This window comes from Rikenella microfusus DSM 15922, from assembly GCF_000427365.1.
Taxonomy (GTDB): Bacteria; Bacteroidota; Bacteroidia; order Bacteroidales; family Rikenellaceae; genus Rikenella; species Rikenella microfusus.
This window is the reverse complement of sequence record NZ_KE386488.1, coordinates 369,455-385,641: the sequence shown is the minus strand read 5'-3', so window position 1 is coordinate 385,641 and position 16,187 is coordinate 369,455. Positions and strand designations below refer to the sequence as shown.

The window sequence follows — 16,187 nt, the reverse complement described above, 5'->3', positions numbered from 1 at the left end:
ATTTGTCTAACAAGTCCGAATTTTACGATTTTACCCGTCAGAACTGAAGTGCCCCCCAAAAAAATTGTATCCAACTTTTGGGGGTCACTTCAAACTTCGATAGGGATAATTTTCAATTTTGGGGACTTGTTAGACAGTCTCATTATCTGGTAGCAGTTTACACAGCACCGGATCGTTTTTGATACGCTCCAGTTCCTCCTGCACAATCTGCTTCACCTCTTCCTTGATGCGCCGGTAGTTCGCCTGCACCGTTTCCTTCATGCGGTCGTTGCCGTCCTCGTCCGTGAAGTTTGTAATGACGGGAATTTTCTTGTAGGCACTTTCTTCCCGTTTCACCTTTTCGGCATCCACCACAATCTCGCAATGAAAAATCTTCTGCTCGATACGCTCGTTGAAGTTGTCGGATACAGAACCGACAAACATTCCCTGCGTAAGCCCGGAAATCTTACTCGGTGGAATGAGCGCGTCCATCTGCGTGTTGATGGAGGTGGAAACATCCTGCCGGTTGATGGAGATGGACTGCCGTTTCTGCAACACCTTACCGAACCGCTCGGAGAGCGTCTTGGCTGTTTCCCCCACCACCTGACCGGAGAAAATATTGCCGACAGTGTTCATCACCACTTTCGCCTCTTTGTCCCCGTAGTCACGCACTAACTGGCTGAAATCCTGAAAGCCCAGACACACGGCAACCTTGTTGCTTCGGGCGGTAGCTATAAGATTGTCCAACCCTTTGAAGTATATTGTGGGCAACTCGTCGATGATGACCGATGACTTCAGCATCCCCTTCTTGTTGATGAGCTTCACGATACGGGAATTATACAGACCGAGTGCCGCACCGTAGATATTCTGACGGTCGGGATTGTTACCCACGCAGAGGATTTTCGGCTCTTCGGGATTGTTGATGTCCAGCGTAAACTCGCTGTCTGACATCACCCAGTAGAGCTGCGGTGAAATCATCCTCGAAAGCGGGATTTTTGCCGACGCTATCTGACCCATGAGCTGCTCCGCAGCCCCTCCAAGCCACGCATCCATGAACGGCGAAAGGTAGTTCTCCAGCTCCGGATAAGAGGTCAGTATCGGAAATATATCCTCGTAACGGCGGTTCAGAAACTCGATAGCATGGGGAAACGTGCAAAACTTCCCGTTCTGATAGATTTTGAGATACCAGATAATACTGGCAAACAGAATGATAGGTGACTCCACGAAGAAGTCGCCCTGCTTTTGCACCCACGTTTTATTGAGGTTGAGCATTATTGTGTAGGCACTCTCATAGGCATCCGTAATATCTTCCATAAAATCCGGGTGAATGGGATTGCACCGATGAGAGCGTCGCGGGTCGTCGAAGTTGATCCTTCGGCTTTACCTTGTAGCCGTCCGGGTGGTTCAGCAAATGGTTGTAGGCAATAGTAGATAGGTCGGGATACTTGAAATCGTAGATGTATTGACTAAAGCCCTTTTCAATCTGTTGCTTGATAAAATTGTTTACCACGGCATAGGACTTGCCGCTGCCCGGCGTACCCAACACGATGGACGCACGGAAGGGATTAACTACATTGATCCAACCGTTGTTCCAGCGTTTCCTGTAATAGAAACGTGTCGGCAGATTGACCGAATACTCGCTTTCGATAAGCCTCGTTTCCTGCATGAAACTCTCGTTCTCGTTGTTGAAAACATCCTCCATCAAATTGTGTTTCAACAGGCGGCTCATCCACAGACCACCCATCAACAGGCAGACATAGCCCGTTCCAATGGTAAGGACATACAGTCCCGTCACCGCTTCAAGCGGCAGCGGCAGGGGCAGCAACCACCAGTTCAGGAAAAACAGCACGAACCCGACGGCAAATGCTGTCCAGATTCTCCCCCAAGTGATTTTCTCACCCTTGACACCCTTCGTACCCAGACAGGACAAGGCAAGCAAAAGGACGGAAAACAGCTTCGTGTAGAGAATGGAATGGAACAGCCCCGCCGTGCGGTCGAAGTTCAGAAGGATTTTGTCCACCACGCCGATGTTCACGCCCCACAGCCGGATGGCTTCGTAGCAGAACCAGTACACGTTCATGACCACTAAAATGATACTCACGGCACGCAGAAAATCCATGATTTTCGCCAATGCCCTCAAATCGTCTTCTTGTTGTGACATACATTGATTTTTTAATTGTTGATACTCTGATTACATACCCAAGCCCTTGCGTTTTTTCTTCTTTTTGCGCTTCATCGCCCGGATGAAAGCCTCTTCCTCGGCATCTACCGCCGGACCTTCGGGAGTGAGCAAGCCCATACCGCCCGATATATCTTCACTGTCGTAGGCGGTCTGCCCGTGTGCCTTGTCCGCAGCATCCACAGGGATGGATAGCGGTATCGGCGGTTGTCCGGCGTATGGCAGGGTGAAGTGTTCCTGCAAGGCATTCGCCGAAAGCTCCTTACCCATGCGCGAACCGTTCAGCACGCATCCCGTGCGGTGGTCGATGAAGGTAGCCCCATAGATGCGCCCTTCCTCTGTGTAGCGCAGTACGGTGTCGATGCCCTTCTCTTTGAGTTGGGATACAAATTTGTCCTTGTCATAAGTGCCTTGCAGCACGGAAAGGACGGTGCGTTTCGTCATGTCTGCCAGTTTCCTATCCTTGATTTCCGATTTGGAACGGACAAACTTCTTCTGTACGGCTTCATAGCCTGCGGACTTCCCGAAAAGCGAGGATTTGAACGGGTTGCCCACCTTGTTACCCTTGTCGTCCGTGACGGAATAGACCAGCCCGTGATACTCCCGTCCGCGCACGTTGCCCCTCGCTTCCTCCACCGTCATATTATATAAGGAAAGGAGCGCACGGTATTCGCCCATCGTCTGGAAACGGTACTGCCCATTCAGAGCCTTCACGGTGTTGCCTACCTGCTTCTTCACATCACCTGCCGATGCGGCCACCTTGCGCAACGGATTATCCAATCTCTGATTTTTACGTTCTGCCGGATGCAATCCGTACTTCTGTTCCAGTTCCCTGCGGATACGGTCGCTGCGGCGGTAGAGAAAATCCCGGTTGAGCCTTTTCCCGTTCTCGTCCACGTTGACCGTCACGATGTGCAGGTGGTGGCGGTCGATGTCCTCGTGCTTGAATACAAGATAAGGCTGGTTTCCGAAACCGAGTTTTTCCAGATACTCGCGGGCGATATTCTGCAACTCAATATCGGTCAGCACATCCTCCGGGTGCGGGTTGAGAGAGATATGCACCACCGGCTTCTCGATCTTCATCTGCGGTGGCAGGAAGGTGAGAAAACCCTCCATCGCCTTGCCTATGTCCACCGTTCCCGAACCGTCATTGTAGATGCGGTTGGTGGTGAGAAGCCGCCCCTGCGCCTCGTTAATCTTCTCCCCGTTGTAGGCAATCGCGCCGTACAACGAACTTCCTACACTGATTTTTGCGACCATTTTGCCTCCATTTCCCTTGAAAGTTCCACAATCCGGCGGCTCAGTTTCACGAGTTCGACGGTGTGTTGCTCTAATTTGTAGAGCAACGCCATCGCCTTTTTCTCTGAAAAATGCAGCCTCAGTTCCTTCACGACTTGGTTGTAATTCGTACCCACGGCACGGAATTGTGCATGAAAATCCGACAGTTTGGTGTAATAGTCCACCAACGTCTTGTCCACCTTCAGCACCTTGAACGGTTGCCCGAAGAAGTGCGCTTTGAGGAAAACAGACCGTGCATAGACACCCGATTTTCCGAACATGGCGAGGAAACGGTTGTGTTCCTCCTCGTTGAAACGGACGGTGTACCGGTACACCGCCGGATCAAGTTTGGGATTTCTCCCTGATTTGCTTTTCCTTTTCTCTTTCATATTACTTTGGATTTAGCGGATTGACGGCATAAGCCGCCGCTTCGGATTACAGCACCGCAGTTCTGAAAGGCTTCCCGACTTCGGAGGGAAAGCCCGCCCCCTGCAAGGGCAAGTGCTTTTCGTGGCTGCTCAAAATATTTTGAGCGGCTGAAAAGACATCTTGCTATGTTCAGGTGAACATAAAAATCCGTCAGGGGACGGATTGGGAAAATACCTTTCAGGACTCCGGGCCGCGCGTCATCGGCGAACCCTGCTGTCCGGGTGCAAAGTTACGCCCTTAAAGCGGTATCGGACAGATGCTTGACCCGGTCAATGACTGCCAACCGGCGCAACGTGCCGCCACTTGCCGGAGAAGTGATACAGGTTCCAAAATATACTTGTTTATTTGCAGCATGATTCAAGAAACGAACGATTTGAAGATATGATAAACGGAACATTCAAATACCCGGAAATCCGCTTCTTCGGATACTTGCCGAAACGGATACCCGAACCGTCGGAAACCCGGTTCTCCGACAATTCGGTGACGTATGGATTCAATGACTTCATGACGCAATGTCGTCAATCACCATTTGTCCGACGCACCGCTTCACCACAGAACCGGATACGCGACGACCCGCCTGCGTGTGTAGTCACGGAAGCGGATGGTGCGACAGCCAAATCCGTATGGAAACAGAAAAACAAATCATCAACAATTAAAATAAATGGAACTATGAGTAAGGAAATCTTCGTTGCATTCGCAACACAGAAAGGTGGCATCGGCAAATCCACTGTCACGGCACTTGCCGCCAGCTACCTGCACAACGTGAAAGGCTACAATGTCGCCGTCGTGGACTGCGACGACCCGCAGCACAGCATCCACGGGCTGCGCGAACACGAAATGGGGCTTATCGACAGCAGCACCTACTTCAAGGCTCTCGCTTGCGACCATTTCCGCCGGATCAAAAAGAACGCCTACACCATCGTCAAAAGCAATGCGGTGAACGCCCTCGACGATGCCGAGAGGATGATTGCCACTGAGGACGTGAAACCCGACGTGGTGTTCTTCGACATGCCCGGCACACTCCGAAGCAACGGCGTGATAAAGACGCTCTCGCAGATGGACTACATTTTCACTCCGCTGAGTGCCGACCGCTTTGTCGTGGAGAGTACCCTGAAATTCGTCACGATGTTCCGCGACAGGCTGATGACTACCGGACAGGCGAAAACAAAGGGGCTGCATCTGTTCTGGACGATGGTGGACGGCAGGGAGAGGAACGACTTGTACGGCATCTACGAGGAAGTGATAGCCGAAATGGGCTTTCCGGTACTTTCCACCCGCTTGCCCGACAGCAAGAAGTTCCGCCGTGACCTTTCGGAAGAGCGCAAGAGCGTTTTCCGCTCCACCATCTTCCCGATGGACACGGCACTGCTGAAAGGGAGTGGCATCCGGGAGTTTTCCGAAGAGATAAGCGACATCATCAGACCGCAGTGAGCATGGGCAGCAGGAAAGTGAACACGGAAGGCATCGACGAGGAACTGCTGTTAGCCTCCATCGGGCGGCGCACACAGGACGGGACACTGCGCCCCGCACAGGAAGTACCCGCAGCTGCACCGACCGAAGAGGACACCGCCGCACCGGAACCATCTCCTGTGCAACCCGTAACACGGGAAAAAGCGCAGAGGGAAAGTGGACGCCGGAAAAGGCAGGACGAGGACTACAACGAGCTATTCCTGCGCCGCAACGAGATAAAGACCCGCCAATGTGTCTATATCAGCCGTGACGTCCACGGCAAGATCCTCAGAATCGTGAACGACATCGCCGGAGGGGAAATCTCAGTAGGCGGATATGTGGATACCGTGCTGCGCCAGCATCTGGAACAGCACAAGGAGAGAATCAACGAACTGTACAAGAAACAACGTGAAGATCTGATTTGAAAATGGAAAAAGAAATGACACCGAATGAAAAAAGACCACAGCAAGACTGCGGAGGTATGTTTACCCAAGTGCAGGCGAGTGTGGAAATACTGTCGCCTGTCCCGGTAAGCGGCAAATGCAGTGAGAAGGACTATGAACGCCTGTTCATCCGCGACCCGGAAGTAAAGGCACGTGAGGGGAAGATGGCGTATGTGCGCCCGGAGTACCACGAGCGTATCATGCGTATCACCCGTGTAATCGGGCATGACCGGCTTACGCTGTCCGCTTACATCGACCATGTGCTGACGCACCACTTCAACCAGTGCGAAGATGCGATAAAGAGCCTTTATGCCCGAAATTACAATTCAGTATTCTAACCAAAAACGGAAGGATATGAATTACACAATCAGCATGACAGACATTCTGCTGGCGGTATCGGTCGGCTGCAACCTCTGGTTCCTGTTCCTGCTCCTTTACGAGCGCATCATGGACACGCGGATTGTCCGCTTCTTCAAGGGCATTGTCGGATTATGGCGGTCACTGGACGGGAATGAGGCTAAACGCATAGCGGCACACGAGGAAGTCCCTGCGGAAAAGGCGGACATCATCGGCAAGAGCCGTTTCAGGATGGCATCCACCCGGACAACCGCTGCCATACCGACGCAAGAAGCCGCCACTATTGAAAAAGGCATTGAGCTGTCGGAGGAAGAGGCTACTTTTGACGACGGAAAAACGGGAAACGCATCCCGCCCGGCACAAGTCCCGGAGGAAAAACTCGATGAGACCTTCACGAGCATACCGCCGGAGGAACTGGGATACGGGGACGACGAACCGGAAGAGGACGCCTCGGACACGCCACGGGCTTCGGGCAGCAGCTTTGACGAGATTGACGACGCCTGCAAGACCGCCAAAAACCCGGACGCGACACAGGCGGAACGTGAAAAGGCGGCTAAGGTGTTCACCGACATGGAGGGCACGGAGTTGTACGAGAAAATGATGGAAGGCTCTTCGGAGATAGGCATCCGCATCAAGGGGCTTATCGAGATTCGGCTGAAGAAATCTGAAAAGGAGTTCGTCGTGCCGGACAACATCGAGGAGTTCGACATTCGCAACTATGTATGACAACAATAAAAGAAATGAACATGAAAGAATGACATCAACCCACGCGGCGAGGAAACGCAAGGCGCATCCCCATCCGCAACGGACACGCCCACGTCCGTGGAAACAAACGGGCATCCACTAAAACCAAAGTAAAGAAACAAAGTATCAACCGCCCGACAAAGGACCATCCACCCTTTTGACGGCAAAAAACAAGAACAGTTTATGAACAAGAACATCTTGAAAAACAGAAAAGCAATCCTCTCCGCGGCACTTGTCATCGCCGCAACCGCCTCCGCTTTCGCGCAGGGAAACGGCATCGCGGGCATCAACGAAGCCACCTCTATGGTGAGTTCTTATTTCGACCCCGGAACTAAACTGATATACGCCATCGGTGCAGTCGTCGGGCTTATCGGGGGCGTAAAAGTGTACGGCAAGTTTTCATCGGGCGACCCCGACACCAGCAAGACAGCCGCCTCGTGGTTCGGCGCGTGCATCTTCCTGATTGTTGCCGCCACCATCCTGCGCTCATTCTTCCTTTAATAAATAATGTATGGCTGAATACCCAATCAACAAGGGTATCGGCCGTCCGGTAGAGTTCAAGGGCTTGAAGGCACAGTACCTCTTCATCTTCTGCGGAGGTCTGCTGGCTCTCTTCGTCCTGTTCGTCATCCTCTACATGGTCGGTATCGACCAGTGGATATGTATCGGCTTCGGCGCGGCATCGTCCTCCCTCCTTGTATGGCAGACCTTCGCGCTGAACGCCCGGTACGGTGAACACGGGCTGATGAAATTAGGAGCGGCACGGAGCCATCCCCGATACCTTATCAACCGGCGGCGGATAACCCGTCTGTTCAAACGACAACGAAAGGAAGAAAGACAATGAGGAATACATCGAAAATGACAACACTGGAAAACAGGTTCCCACTTTTAGCGGTGGAGCATGGCTGCATCATCTCAAAGGACGCCGACATCACGGTGGCTTTCGAGGTGGAACTACCGGAACTTTACACCGTGACGGGTGCGGAGTACGAGGCGATACACAGTTGCTGGTGCAAGGCTATCAAGGTGCTGCCGGACTACTCCGTCGTCCACAAACAGGACTGGTTCATCAAGGAACGCTACAAACCGGAGCTTCAGAAGGACGACATGAGCTTTTTAAGCCGCTCTTTCGAGCGTCACTTCAACGAGCGTCCGTACCTGAAACACACCTGCTACCTCTACCTGACCAAGACAACAAAGGAGCGTAACCGGATGCAGAGCAATTTCAGCACGCTGTGCCGGGGACATATCATCCCGAAGGAGCTGGACAGGGAAACCACGACCAAGTTCTTGGAAGCCTGCGAACAGTTCGAGCGCATCATGAACGACAGCGGGCTTGTCAGGCTGCGCCGCCTCTCCACCGATGAGATTGTGGGTACTGAGGGAAAGACGGGACTTATTGAACGCTACTTCTCGCTCATGCCGGAAGGTGACACCACCTTGCAGGACATCGAGCTTTCGGCAAGGGAGATGCGCATCGGCGACAACCGCCTGTGTCTGCACACCCTCTCCGACGCGGAAGACCTGCCGGGCAAGGTGGCTACCGACACCCGTTACGAGAAGCTCTCCACCGACCGGAGTGACTGCCGACTGTCATTCGCCTCCCCGGTGGGGCTTCTGCTCTCCTGCAACCATATCTACAACCAGTATGTGCTGATAGACAACAGTGAGGAAACCTTGCAGAAGTTCGAGAAGTCCGCCCGTAACATGCAGTCGCTATCTCGCTATTCAAGGAGCAACAGCATCAACCGCGAGTGGATAGACCAATACCTGAACGAAGCCCATTCCTACGGACTGACCTCGGTACGGGCACACTTCAACGTCATGGCGTGGAGCGACGATGCGGAGGAACTGAAGCATATCAAGAACGACGTGGGCAGCCAGTTGGCAAGCATGGAATGCGTGCCGCGCCACAACACCATCGACTGCCCGACACTCTACTGGGCGGCGATACCCGGCAATGCGGCGGACTTCCCGGCGGAAGAGAGTTTCCACACCTTCATCGAACAGGCGGTGTGCCTGTTCACAGAGGAAACCAACTACCGCAGCTCGCTCTCGCCCTTCGGCATCAAGATGGTGGACAGGCTCACGGGAAAACCGCTGCACCTTGACATCTCCGACCTGCCCATGAAGCGAGGTATCACGACCAACCGCAACAAGTTCGTGCTGGGTCCTTCGGGCAGCGGCAAGTCTTTCTTCATGAACCACCTCGTGCGCCAATATTATGAGCAAGGCGCACATGTGGTATTGGTGGACACGGGAAACTCCTATCAGGGCTTGTGCGGCATGATCCGACGCAAGACAGGCGGAGCGGACGGTGTGTATTTCACCTACACGGAAGATAAGCCCATCAGCTTCAACCCGTTCTACACCGACGATTACATCTTCGACGTGGAGAAGAAGGACAGCATCAAGACCCTGTTGCTGACGCTCTGGAAGTCGGAGGACGACAAGGTGACAAAGACGGAGAGCGGCGAGCTGGGCAGTGCCGTGAGTGCCTATATTGAGCGCATCCAATCCGACCGTAGCATCGTGCCGTCGTTCAACACCTTCTACGAGTATATGCGTGACGACTACCGCAAGGAACTGGCACAGCGTGACATCAAGGTGGAGAAGTCCGACTTCAACATCGACAACATGCTCACCACCATGCGGCAGTATTACCGGGGCGGGCGTTACGATTTCCTGCTCAACTCCACGGAGAACATCGACCTGCTCGGCAAGCGGTTCATCGTCTTCGAGATAGATTCGATTAAAGAAAACCGCGAACTGTTCCCCGTCGTGACCATCATCATCATGGAAGCCTTCATCAACAAGATGCGGCGGCTGAAAGGCGTGCGGAAACAGCTTATCGTGGAAGAGGCTTGGAAGGCCCTCTCATCGGCGAACATGGCTGAATATCTGCGCTATATGTATAAGACGGTCAGAAAATATTACGGCGAGGCAATCGTGGTGACGCAGGAGGTGGACGACATTATCAGTTCTCCGGTGGTCAAAGAGAGCATTATCAACAACTCGGATTGTAAAATCCTGCTTGACCAAAGGAAATATATGAACAAGTTCGACCAGATACAGGCGTTGCTCGGACTGACGGAAAAGGAGAAGTCGCAGATACTCTCCATCAACATGGCGAACAACCCTTCACGGCTCTACAAGGAGGTGTGGATAGGCTTGGGCGGCACGCAGTCGGCGGTCTATGCCACGGAGGTCAGCGCGGAAGAGTATCTGGCGTACACCACCGAGGAAACGGAAAAAGTGGAGGTTTACCGTCTGGCGGAGAAGCTGGGCGACGACATCGAAGCCGCCATCCGGCAGCTTGCCGAAAGGCGGAGAAACAAGGAATAACTAAAAAACAGAATGTATCAACCAAAAAAGAAAAACGCGTATGAATTTACCAAAAGTGAAAATGCTGCAAGTCAGCAAGTGCCTTATCGGATTGGCGGTCATGATGCTGCAATCCTGCGACGTGGCCGACAACCGCCGCGACATGCTGTGCGGGAACTGGGAGAGCGTGGAGGGAAAACCTGACGTGCTTATCTACAAGGAGGGCGAAGCCTACAAAGTGACGGTGTTCCGTCGTAGCGGTCTGCGCCGCAAGCTCAAGCCGGAAACCTATCTCTTGCAGGAGGAGAACGGCAACCTGTTCATGAACACCGGCTTCCGCATCGACGTGTCCTACAACGAGGCCACGGATGTGCTGACTTTCTCGCCAAACGGGGACTATGTGCGGGTGAAGCCGCAGCCGGGACATCCGACCGAAGAATAACAACCACTAAAATCCAAAGTAACATGAGAACAAGAATAACAATGATTATCTGCCTGTGCCTGCTTTTCGCGGGCAGGGCAAGCGCACAGTGGGTCGTAAGCGATCCGGGCAATCTAGCGCAGGGCATCATCAATGCCTCCAAAAACATCATCCATACCTCCAAGACCGCCACGAACATGGTGAGCAACTTTCAGGAGACGGTGAAAATCTATCAGCAGGGCAAGAAGTATTACGATGCCCTCAAATCGGTGAACAATCTGGTCAAGGACGCCCGCAAGGTGCAGCAGACCATCCTGATGGTGGGCGACATCACAGACATCTATGTGAACAGTTTCCAACGGATGCTCCGTGACGGGAATTTCAGACCCGAAGAGCTTTCCGCAATCGCTTTCGGCTACACGAAACTGCTGGAGGAAAGCAACGAAGTGTTGACGGAACTCAGGAACGTGGTGAACATCACCACGCTCTCCATGACCGACAAGGAGCGCATGGACGTGGTGGAACGCTGCCACTCGAAGATGAAGCGTTACCGCAACCTCGTGAGCTACTACACGAACAAGAACATCTCCGTGAGTTACCTGCGTGCGAAAAAGAAGAACGACCTCGACCGCATCATGGGGCTGTACGGGAACATGAACGAAAGATACTGGTAGCCTATGAAGTTCGACAACCTTCATCAGATTTTACGTTCACTTTATGAGCAGATGATGCCGCTGTGTGGGGACATGGCTGGTGTGGCGAAAGGCATCGCCGGGCTGGGTGCGCTGTTCTACGTCGCCTACCGGGTATGGCAGTCGCTGGCGAGAGCTGAACCGATAGACGTATTCCCGATGCTCCGTCCTTTTGCCATCGGTCTGTGCATCATGTTCTTCCCGACTGTGGTGCTGGGCACGATAAACAGCATCCTCTCACCCGTCGTACAGGGCACGGCAAAGATGCTGGAGGCGGAAACGCTGGACATGAACCGATACCGGGAGCAGAAGGACAAACTGGAATACGAGGCGATGGTACGCAACCCCGAAACCGCCTACCTCGTGTCCAACGAGGAATTTGACAAGCAACTGGAGGAACTCGGCTGGTCGCCCTCCGACATGGTGACGATGGCGGGAATGTATATCGACCGGGGAATGTACAACATGAAGAAGAGCATCCGCGACTTCTTCCGCGAGATACTCGAACTGCTGTTCCAAGCCGCCGCCCTCGTGATAGACACCGTCCGCACCTTCTTTCTCGTGGTGCTGGCGATTCTCGGTCCGATAGCCTTCGCCCTGTCGGTATGGGACGGTTTCCAAAACACGCTCACGCAGTGGATATGCCGCTATATACAGGTCTATCTGTGGCTACCGGTATCGGACATGTTCAGCACCATACTGGCGAAGATACAGGTTCTGATGCTGCAAAACGACATCGAGCGGATGCAGGCAGACCCGAACTTCTCGCTGGATTCGAGCGACGGGGTGTATATCGTATTCCTCTGCATCGGCATCATCGGCTACTTTACCATTCCCACCGTTGCGGGCTGGATTATCCAAGCCGGAGGCATGGGCGGTTACGGTCGCAACGTGAACCAGATGGCGGGACGAGCCGGAAGCATGGCGGGCAGCGTGGCGGGTGCAGCCGCAGGAAACGCAGTCGGACGTGTCGGCAAATTGCTGAAATAATCAATGTGCAATCATAAATTGGAAAATATAAATGGAATTCAAATCACTTAGAAACATCGAATCGTCGTTCAGGCAGATACGCCTGTTCGGTATCGTCTTCCTCTCGCTGTGCGCCGTGGTGACGGTGTGGAGCGTGTGGAACTCCTACCGTTTCGCAGAGAAGCAACGGGAGAAAATCTATGTGCTGGACAACGGCAAGAGCCTGATGCTCGCCTTGTCTCAGGATTTGTCGCAGAACCGCCCGGCGGAGGCACGGGAACATGTGCGCCGTTTCCACGAGATGTTCTTCACGCTATCACCTGAAAAAAGCGCGATTGAACACAACGTGAAACGTGCCTTGCTGCTGGCGGACAAGAGCGTGTACCACTATTATTCGGACTTCGCGGAGAAGGGGTACTACAACCGCATCATCGCCGGGAACATCAACCAAGTGCTGAAGGTGGACAGCGTGGTGTGCGACTTCAACGCCTATCCCTACCGTGCCGTGACCTACGCCACACAGAAAATCATCCGGCAGAGCAACGTCACCGAGCGCAGCCTCGTGACCACCTGCCGCCTGCTGAACGCATCGCGGTCGGATGACAACCCGAACGGTTTTACCATCGAGGGTTTCACCATCATTGAGAACAAGGATTTACAGACTATCAAACGGTAACAGGACATGAAAAGTATCAGAAAATCAATGTGGGGCATGTATTGGAAACTCCACGACAAACGGAAACGCTTGGCGGCAAGTCTCAAAGGGTATCTGGACGGCTTGCCGCCGGAAACACGCCGCCGCATCGTGCTGGGGATGTTCGCCGCCTTCGCGGTGCTTGCCCTTTACACCTTCGGCAGAGCCGTCTATGACATCGGCAGGAACGACGGCTCACATATGGAAACGGGACACGCCGGACGGGTGGAACTGCCGACCCCGGCGGAAACAGGCAATCACTTAACACCTTATTTATATGGAACAGACAAAGAATGAACCGACGAAAGAGAACAAAGCTGCTCCCGAAACGGGGAAACCGAAAAAGGAGCGCGAACCGCTGACAGAGGCGCAACGGCTGAAACGGCAGAAGATGATCGTGCTGCCCGCTATGGTGTTGGTGTTCATCGGGGCGATGTGGCTGATATTCGCCCCGTCCTCCGGCAAGGAGCAACCGCCGGGAACGGACGGATACAACACCGAGATGCCCGACGCTGACAAGGCGAACCGGCAGATTATCGGCGACAAGCTGAAAGCCTACGAGCATGGGGAGATGGAAGAGCGTCAGGAGAGCCGCAACCGTGCCATCGGGCAGCTGGGCGACATGTTCGACCGCGAGATAGCGGGAACGGAGAACGGAGTGGACTTCGACCTCGCCAATCCGGGCGGCAAGGAAGAAAGGGCAAAGCCAGCCACGCCGCAGACCATCCAGTCCTCCGCAGCCGCCTACCGTGACCTGAACGCCACGCTCGGAAACTTCTACGACCAGCCGAAAAACGACAATGCGGAGATGGACGAATTGTTGGAGCGCATCGCATCGCTGGAGTCGGAACTGGAAAGCGAGAGGGGCAAGGCTTCCTCTATGGACGAGCAGGTGGCTCTTATGGAGAAGTCCTACGAGCTGGCGGCAAAGTACATGGGCGGTCAGAACGGAGGACAGCCATCGGCGGAACAGAGGGCAGAGCCAACTACCGTGCAGAAAGGGAAGAAGAACAAGGCAATGCCTATCAGACAGGTGGAGCATCAAGTAGTTTCTTCACTCTCACAGCCTATGAGTAACGCGGAGTTTGTCGCCGCCTTATCGCAGGAACGCAACCGGGGTTTCAACACGGCTGTCGGCACGGCGGAGGTATTGGACAGGAACACCATACCGGCGTGCGTGCATGGGGCGCAGAGCGTGACGGACGGGCAGACGGTAAGGCTGCGCCTGCTGGAGCCTATGGCGGTGGCAGGCAGGACAATACCCCGGGGTGCGGTGGTGGTCGGCACGGGCAAGATACAGGGTGAGCGGCTCGACATCGAGATTACCTCGCTGGAATACGACGGCACGATTATCCCCGTGGAGCTTGCGGTCTATGACACGGACGGACAGCCCGGCATCTTCATCCCGAACTCGATGGAGATGAACGCCGTCCGGGAGGTCGCCGCCAACATGGGCGGCTCGCTGGGAAGCAGCATCAACATCTCCACCAATGCCGGGGCGCAGCTCGCCTCCGACTTGGGCAAGGGGCTGATACAAGGCACGAGCCAGTACATCGCCAAAAAGATGCGAACCGTCAAGGTGCATCTGAAAGCCGGGTACAGGGTCATGCTTTACCAAGAAAAATATTGAAAACAATAAAAATTACCACTAAAATCCAAAAGTAATGAGAAAAGTAATCATCATGTTTGCCCTCGCTATGGGCATCATAACTGCCAACGCGCAGGAGAATGTAACCGTTGAAACGACCAACGGAAGTGAACAACCGACCTTGACGAAGGAGGTCTATCCGCAGAAGGAGGCGGACGGCGACCTATATCACGGGCTGTCACGCAAGCTGACCTTCGACCGCATGATACCGCCGCACGGTCTGGAAGTGACCTACGACAAGACCGTCCACGTCATTTTTCCGGCGGAGGTGCGCTATGTCGATTTAGGCTCGCCCGACCTGATTGCCGGGAAAGCCGACGGAGCGGAGAACATCATCCGTGTGAAGGCTACCGTAAGGAATTTTCCCAACGAAACGAATATGTCCGTCATCACGGAGGACGGCAGTTTCTACACCTTCAACGTGAAGTACGCCGCCGAACCGCTGTTGCTCAACGTGGAGATGTGCGACTTCATCCATGACGGCAGCACGGTGAACCGCCCGAACAACGCGCAGGAAATCTATCTGAAAGAGCTGGGCAGCGAAAGCCCGATGCTGGTGCGCCTTATCATGAAGTCCATCCACAAACAGAACAAGCGCGAGGTGAAGCATATCGGCTGCAAGCGTTTCGGCATCCAATACCTGTTGAAAGGCATCTACACGCACAACGGCTTGCTTTATTTCCACACGGAGATAAAGAACCAGAGCAACGTGCCTTTCGATGTGGACTACATCACTTGGAAAATCGTGGACAAGAAGGTTGCGAAGCGTACTGCCGTGCAGGAGCAGATTATTCTGCCGCTCCGCGCGCAGAACTACGCCACCCTCGTGCCGGGCAAAAAGAGCGAGCGCACGGTCTTCACGATGGCGAAGTTCACCATCCCCGATGACAAGTGCCTCGTGGTGGAATTGAACGAGAAGAACGGCGGCCGTCACCAGTCCTTCGTGATTGAGAACGAGGATTTGGTACGCGCGGGTACCATCAACGAACTTCAAGTACGCTGACCATGAGAAAGTACATCGCAATAATCATCGCGTCGCTTGCCCTTTTTACAGGGCAGGCGCACGCCCAGCGGTGTCTGCCGAAGATGCAGGGCATCGAGGTGAGGGCGGACATGGCGGACGGCTTCAATCTCGGCGGCAAGGACGGCGGGTACAGCTTCGGGGCGGCTCTCTCCACCTACACGAAGAAGGGGAACAAGTGGGTGTTCGGTGGCGAATACCTGTTGAAGAACAATCCCTACAAGGACACCAAGATACCCGTGGCGCAGTTCACGGCGGAGGGCGGCTATTACTTCAAGATACTGTCGGACGCCCGAAAGATTGTTTTCGTCTATGCCGGGGCTTCGGCTCTCGCCGGATATGAGGCGGTAAATTGGGGGAAGAAGGTGCTGCATGACGGCTCCACGCTGCACGACCGGGACGCCTTCATCTACGGCGGTGCGCTGACGCTCGATGTGGAGTGTTACGTGGCAGACCGTATCGCCCTGCTTGCCAACCTGCGGGAGCGTTGCCTTTGGGGTGGCGACACACGGAAGTTCCACACGCAGTTCGGGGTCGGTATCAAGTTCATCATCAACTGA

Annotated in this window: 17 protein-coding genes and 1 pseudogene; 15 read left to right on the top strand and 3 right to left on the bottom strand. The window is 54.0% G+C overall.

Annotated features, from left to right (window positions below):
* Nucleotides 1–129: 129 nt before the first annotated feature.
* From mobC to mobA, 3 genes and pseudogenes are all read right to left on the bottom strand, one after another.
* Nucleotides 130–2,140: pseudogene (gene mobC, locus RIKMI_RS14800) on the bottom strand (conjugal transfer protein MobC).
* 30 nt (nucleotides 2,141–2,170) lie between these two features.
* Nucleotides 2,171–3,418, bottom strand: a complete 1,248-nt coding sequence (gene mobB / locus RIKMI_RS0102550) for a conjugal transfer protein MobB (protein WP_004291483.1) — start codon at nucleotides 3,416–3,418, stop codon at nucleotides 2,171–2,173.
* On the bottom strand, nucleotides 3,397–3,825 hold the full coding sequence (gene mobA / locus RIKMI_RS0102545; RefSeq protein WP_004291488.1) for a conjugal transfer protein MobA: 429 nt from the start codon (nucleotides 3,823–3,825) through the stop codon (nucleotides 3,397–3,399). The genes mobB and mobA overlap by 22 nt, the downstream gene beginning before the upstream one ends.
* A 421-nt stretch (nucleotides 3,826–4,246) precedes the next feature.
* On the opposite strand from mobA, the gene RIKMI_RS0102540 reads away from it, so the two are divergent.
* The 15 genes from RIKMI_RS0102540 (at nucleotide 4,247) to RIKMI_RS0102470 (ending at nucleotide 16,187) form a co-directional block, all read left to right on the top strand.
* Nucleotides 4,247–5,296 (top strand): ParA family protein, encoded by a 1,050-nt coding sequence (locus RIKMI_RS0102540; RefSeq protein ID WP_004291492.1) that lies wholly within the window; start codon nucleotides 4,247–4,249, stop codon nucleotides 5,294–5,296.
* Between the two features lie 2 nt (nucleotides 5,297–5,298).
* Nucleotides 5,299–5,739, top strand: a complete 441-nt coding sequence (locus RIKMI_RS0102535) for a DUF3408 domain-containing protein (protein WP_004291503.1) — start codon at nucleotides 5,299–5,301, stop codon at nucleotides 5,737–5,739.
* 2 nt (nucleotides 5,740–5,741) lie between these two features.
* A complete protein-coding gene (locus RIKMI_RS0102530; RefSeq protein ID WP_004291505.1) occupies nucleotides 5,742–6,095 on the top strand; it encodes a DUF3408 domain-containing protein in 354 nt (117 codons plus the stop codon).
* A gap of 16 nt (nucleotides 6,096–6,111) precedes the next feature.
* Nucleotides 6,112–6,840 (top strand): hypothetical protein, encoded by a 729-nt coding sequence (locus RIKMI_RS0102525; protein WP_004304280.1) that lies wholly within the window; start codon nucleotides 6,112–6,114, stop codon nucleotides 6,838–6,840.
* A gap of 201 nt (nucleotides 6,841–7,041) precedes the next feature.
* On the top strand, nucleotides 7,042–7,359 hold the full coding sequence (locus tag RIKMI_RS0102520; RefSeq protein ID WP_002560983.1) for a DUF4134 domain-containing protein: 318 nt from the start codon (nucleotides 7,042–7,044) through the stop codon (nucleotides 7,357–7,359).
* Between the two features lie 10 nt (nucleotides 7,360–7,369).
* Nucleotides 7,370–7,702: a DUF4133 domain-containing protein gene (locus tag RIKMI_RS0102515; protein WP_004291514.1), complete on the top strand. Its 333-nt coding sequence runs from the start codon at nucleotides 7,370–7,372 to the stop codon at nucleotides 7,700–7,702.
* Nucleotides 7,699–10,203, top strand: a complete 2,505-nt coding sequence (locus RIKMI_RS0102510) for a TraG family conjugative transposon ATPase (RefSeq protein ID WP_004291515.1) — start codon at nucleotides 7,699–7,701, stop codon at nucleotides 10,201–10,203. The genes RIKMI_RS0102515 and RIKMI_RS0102510 overlap by 4 nt, the downstream gene beginning before the upstream one ends.
* Nucleotides 10,204–10,243: 40 nt before the next feature.
* Complete coding sequence (locus tag RIKMI_RS0102505; RefSeq protein ID WP_004291516.1) at nucleotides 10,244–10,624, top strand: DUF3876 domain-containing protein; 381 nt, start codon at nucleotides 10,244–10,246, stop codon at nucleotides 10,622–10,624.
* A gap of 23 nt (nucleotides 10,625–10,647) precedes the next feature.
* Nucleotides 10,648–11,277: a DUF4141 domain-containing protein gene (locus RIKMI_RS0102500; protein WP_004304283.1), complete on the top strand. Its 630-nt coding sequence runs from the start codon at nucleotides 10,648–10,650 to the stop codon at nucleotides 11,275–11,277.
* Nucleotides 11,278–11,280: 3 nt separating this feature from the next.
* Nucleotides 11,281–12,285 carry a conjugative transposon protein TraJ gene (gene traJ, locus RIKMI_RS0102495; RefSeq protein WP_004291518.1) on the top strand — a complete coding sequence of 335 codons (1,005 nt, stop codon included), beginning with the start codon at nucleotides 11,281–11,283 and terminating at the stop codon, nucleotides 12,283–12,285.
* Nucleotides 12,286–12,316: 31 nt separating this feature from the next.
* Nucleotides 12,317–12,940 (top strand): conjugative transposon protein TraK, encoded by a 624-nt coding sequence (gene traK, locus RIKMI_RS0102490; RefSeq protein ID WP_004291519.1) that lies wholly within the window; start codon nucleotides 12,317–12,319, stop codon nucleotides 12,938–12,940.
* A gap of 27 nt (nucleotides 12,941–12,967) precedes the next feature.
* Nucleotides 12,968–13,255 (top strand): TraL conjugative transposon family protein, encoded by a 288-nt coding sequence (locus tag RIKMI_RS15090; RefSeq protein ID WP_018697145.1) that lies wholly within the window; start codon nucleotides 12,968–12,970, stop codon nucleotides 13,253–13,255.
* On the top strand, nucleotides 13,236–14,588 hold the full coding sequence (gene traM, locus RIKMI_RS0102480; RefSeq protein ID WP_004291521.1) for a conjugative transposon protein TraM: 1,353 nt from the start codon (nucleotides 13,236–13,238) through the stop codon (nucleotides 14,586–14,588). The genes RIKMI_RS15090 and traM overlap by 20 nt, the downstream gene beginning before the upstream one ends.
* Nucleotides 14,589–14,622: 34 nt before the next feature.
* Complete coding sequence (gene traN, locus RIKMI_RS0102475; RefSeq protein ID WP_004291522.1) at nucleotides 14,623–15,609, top strand: conjugative transposon protein TraN; 987 nt, start codon at nucleotides 14,623–14,625, stop codon at nucleotides 15,607–15,609.
* Between the two features lie 2 nt (nucleotides 15,610–15,611).
* Entirely contained in the window at nucleotides 15,612–16,187 is a 576-nt protein-coding gene (locus RIKMI_RS0102470) for a conjugal transfer protein TraO (protein WP_004291523.1), read from the top strand.

Excerpts from the sequence above, each read along its gene's own strand:
- mobB (WP_004291483.1), bottom strand. The coding sequence starts at position 3,418 with ATGGTCGCAAAAATCAGTGTAGGAAGTTCGTTGTACGGCGCGATTGCC.
- mobA (WP_004291488.1), bottom strand. The coding sequence starts at position 3,825 with ATGAAAGAGAAAAGGAAAAGCAAATCAGGGAGAAATCCCAAACTTGAT.
- RIKMI_RS0102540 (WP_004291492.1), top strand. The coding sequence starts at position 4,247 with ATGATAAACGGAACATTCAAATACCCGGAAATCCGCTTCTTCGGATAC.
- RIKMI_RS0102535 (WP_004291503.1), top strand. The coding sequence starts at position 5,299 with ATGGGCAGCAGGAAAGTGAACACGGAAGGCATCGACGAGGAACTGCTG.
- RIKMI_RS0102530 (WP_004291505.1), top strand. The coding sequence starts at position 5,742 with ATGGAAAAAGAAATGACACCGAATGAAAAAAGACCACAGCAAGACTGC.
- RIKMI_RS0102525 (WP_004304280.1), top strand. The coding sequence starts at position 6,112 with ATGAATTACACAATCAGCATGACAGACATTCTGCTGGCGGTATCGGTC.
- RIKMI_RS0102520 (WP_002560983.1), top strand. The coding sequence starts at position 7,042 with ATGAACAAGAACATCTTGAAAAACAGAAAAGCAATCCTCTCCGCGGCA.
- RIKMI_RS0102515 (WP_004291514.1), top strand. The coding sequence starts at position 7,370 with ATGGCTGAATACCCAATCAACAAGGGTATCGGCCGTCCGGTAGAGTTC.
- RIKMI_RS0102510 (WP_004291515.1), top strand. The coding sequence starts at position 7,699 with ATGAGGAATACATCGAAAATGACAACACTGGAAAACAGGTTCCCACTT.
- RIKMI_RS0102505 (WP_004291516.1), top strand. The coding sequence starts at position 10,244 with ATGAATTTACCAAAAGTGAAAATGCTGCAAGTCAGCAAGTGCCTTATC.
- RIKMI_RS0102500 (WP_004304283.1), top strand. The coding sequence starts at position 10,648 with ATGAGAACAAGAATAACAATGATTATCTGCCTGTGCCTGCTTTTCGCG.
- traJ (WP_004291518.1), top strand. The coding sequence starts at position 11,281 with ATGAAGTTCGACAACCTTCATCAGATTTTACGTTCACTTTATGAGCAG.
- traK (WP_004291519.1), top strand. The coding sequence starts at position 12,317 with ATGGAATTCAAATCACTTAGAAACATCGAATCGTCGTTCAGGCAGATA.
- RIKMI_RS15090 (WP_018697145.1), top strand. The coding sequence starts at position 12,968 with ATGTGGGGCATGTATTGGAAACTCCACGACAAACGGAAACGCTTGGCG.
- traM (WP_004291521.1), top strand. The coding sequence starts at position 13,236 with ATGGAACAGACAAAGAATGAACCGACGAAAGAGAACAAAGCTGCTCCC.
- traN (WP_004291522.1), top strand. The coding sequence starts at position 14,623 with ATGAGAAAAGTAATCATCATGTTTGCCCTCGCTATGGGCATCATAACT.
- RIKMI_RS0102470 (WP_004291523.1), top strand. The coding sequence starts at position 15,612 with ATGAGAAAGTACATCGCAATAATCATCGCGTCGCTTGCCCTTTTTACA.